General features: G+C 58.3%; 4 protein-coding genes. All 4 read left to right on the plus strand.

The features are described from left to right. A partial coding sequence (locus NP596_RS20975) for an SEL1-like repeat protein (protein ID WP_504130767.1) occupies positions 1-433 on the plus strand: 433 nt, incomplete at its 5' end. A gap of 35 nt (positions 434-468) precedes the next feature. Next, positions 469-660 (plus strand): hypothetical protein, encoded by a 192-nt coding sequence (locus tag NP596_RS20980; RefSeq protein ID WP_256617333.1) that lies wholly within the window; start codon positions 469-471, stop codon positions 658-660. A 151-nt stretch (positions 661-811) separates the two neighbouring features. Next, positions 812-1,759: a type II secretion system protein gene (locus NP596_RS20985; RefSeq protein WP_256617334.1), complete on the plus strand. Its 948-nt coding sequence runs from the start codon at positions 812-814 to the stop codon at positions 1,757-1,759. 290 nt (positions 1,760-2,049) lie between these two features. Continuing rightward, positions 2,050-2,414 (plus strand): hypothetical protein (locus NP596_RS20990; protein ID WP_256617335.1); only part of this gene is annotated, 365 nt, incomplete at its 3' end.

Here is a 2,414-nt window from a genome sequence, read left to right on the forward strand (position 1 = left end):
CAACGGCTTTCAATCGCGGGTCAAACTGCTCTGCGCTGCCGCGCTGCTGCTTTGCAACGCCTGCCAGCCGGCCTTCATCGGCATCGACTCGGACGCCGACGTCGCCGCGGAAAACTGCTACGCCTACCGCTACGGCGACAAATTGCGGCAGATCAACTTCGCCCAGGCCTTCGACTGGTGCCACCGCTCGGCGCGTTTCGGCAATCCCAACAGCCAGACGCTGCTGGGGGAACTCTACTACCTGGGCTTGGGCGGCGAACCCGATTGGCGGCAAGCCGCGCAGTGGTTCGAAACCGCCGCCAAGCAAGGCCACGCCCACGCCCAGTACATGCTGTACCGCATTTATGCCGTCAGCAACGACCTGGCGGAACAGGAAAAAGCCGAATACTGGCTGCAACAGGCCCGCGCCGGCGGCTACAAACTGGCCCAATAACCCGGACAAACACCCACGCAACAGACTGATAAACCATGAACGAAGCCTTGGAAAAAACCGCCGATCCGCTCAAACACAAACTGCTGCAACTGCTGGACGATGTGTTGCGCCACGACGGCTTCGGCGAGATTCGGGTGGAAGTGAAGATACTCAAGCGCCAGCAAAAAGAAGTCATCCTGCACTGCGGCAAACAATACCGCTTCGTGGTGGATATGCCGGACGGCTGAGCATGCGTTCCCGCGCGGGCGCTCGGGAACGCGGAGACGGAGTGCGATTTTTTAAAAACGAGTGCGAACGGGTCGCATCAATAGCAATTCAATAAACCGATGGCCAACAGACCGCGCGAGGCGGTTGAGGGTCGATAACAAGAGAACAACGATGAAAATAAAACAACTCAAATTGCAGGCAAAACAGGCGGGTTTCACCTTGCTGGAACTGTTGGTGGTGATTACGCTGATTGCCGCGTTGGCGGTGGGCGCCCTGATCGCCTACGACGGCGTCGGCGACAAGGCGCAGGCAGCGGCGGCGGCGGATGCCAACGTCAAAGTCGACAACGCGATTCGTCAATACAAAGCGGTGACTAATTCCTATCCTAACCAATGGGATAACTTGGCCAGCGGTGCATCGTTGATCAGCGCTCTGCCGACCCAATTGACAGCCGTCATTTCAACCTGGGCTACGGGCAACGCTGCATCAAATGTAACTTTTTCTTTGGGTAGAGCCGGCATCAATGAATTACAACAGTGGAATTCGCCCGATGCAGGCCTTAACACAACCGGCGTGATTCCAAACTTGGCCCACAACGAAAGCTTTAACCCTCAAAATGCGCAAGAACAAGAGCATTTCGAAGACAATGGCATCGGCGATGACGGCCCGATCGCAAATATCGCTGTGGTTCCCGGTCTGACGGGCTGTCAGGCAGATGGCGTAGCGCTTCCAATTACACCTGCAGATGTTAATTTTCCTGCAGGTGATGATAACTACATTCAAAACCGTTACAGCGACGCGCTGGAAGGCGACGAGTGTCACTTAGTAGTTGCCTTGGGCTTCGGTAGCGATGCCGCTGCCAGCACCGCCACCAGCTCGGTGTCCATCGGCAAATCCCCCAGCTTCGGCAAGACCGATGCCGCCAATCCGGCCAACAACGTCGATCCGAACCAGCACTATTCGCGTTACATCGGCTTGTTCCTGGTCGGTTCCGATGGCGACGACGCAGGTACAGACATCACCGATGGTGAGTACCTGACCAAAGCCCGCCTGCTGACCATCATCGCGCCGGACGGCACGATCGCCGATCAAAATCTGGCCACGGCTGTACAAAACTAAGGGTTTGATGCCGGTAACGGCCTGAACCTTGGTTTGCGGTTCCCGCGCCGCGGCGCGGGAACCCATTCCGCCGCAAACGCCGGCCATTTCCGGTTTAAGCGCTGCCCTTGCGTCAGGGGCAACGCTTAAACCTTTTTCGAGCGCCCGCTTTACGCCGTGGGAACACGCACCGGCCCGAATGCCCGTATGCGTTCCCTTGCGGAGACATGGGAGCCACAACAAAACCAGAGAAACCCGACATTGACACGCGCTTTTTCCCATAACCATTCCCTTTCAGCCGTATTTGCCGTATGACTTCAGTCGCCTTCGTTTCATCCCGGATCGCTCTCGCGCTGCTGGCGGCCGTGCCGCTGTTGCCGCTGTTCGCGCCCTGGCAGCTGTTTCCGGTGACTTCGTTTCATCTGGAATGGCTGGCCGTGGCCGCCGGCCTGCTGGCCTGCCTGTGCGCCTGGCCCTTGCTGCATAGCGCATCCCGTCTTGCGGTACCCGTCATCGTTTGGCTGCCGCTGGCCCTGGCCGGTTTCATCCTGTTGCAAACCCTGTTGTTGCCGCATCTGGTTGTGCAGCATGCCGGTTTGGCTATCGGCTATCTGCTGTGGGCCGCCTTGTTGATGGTACTGGCGGGCTTGCTGCAACACAGCATGGGCCGGCGGCG

It is taken from the genome of Methylomonas rivi, assembly GCF_024505165.1.
Classification (GTDB): Bacteria; Pseudomonadota; Gammaproteobacteria; order Methylococcales; family Methylomonadaceae; genus Methylomonas; species Methylomonas rivi.

What these genes read in the sequence shown, in the direction of transcription:
- NP596_RS20980 (WP_256617333.1), top strand. Translation starts at nt 469, where the DNA reads ATGAACGAAGCCTTGGAAAAAACCGCCGATCCGCTCAAACACAAACTG.
- NP596_RS20985 (WP_256617334.1), top strand. Translation starts at nt 812, where the DNA reads ATGAAAATAAAACAACTCAAATTGCAGGCAAAACAGGCGGGTTTCACC.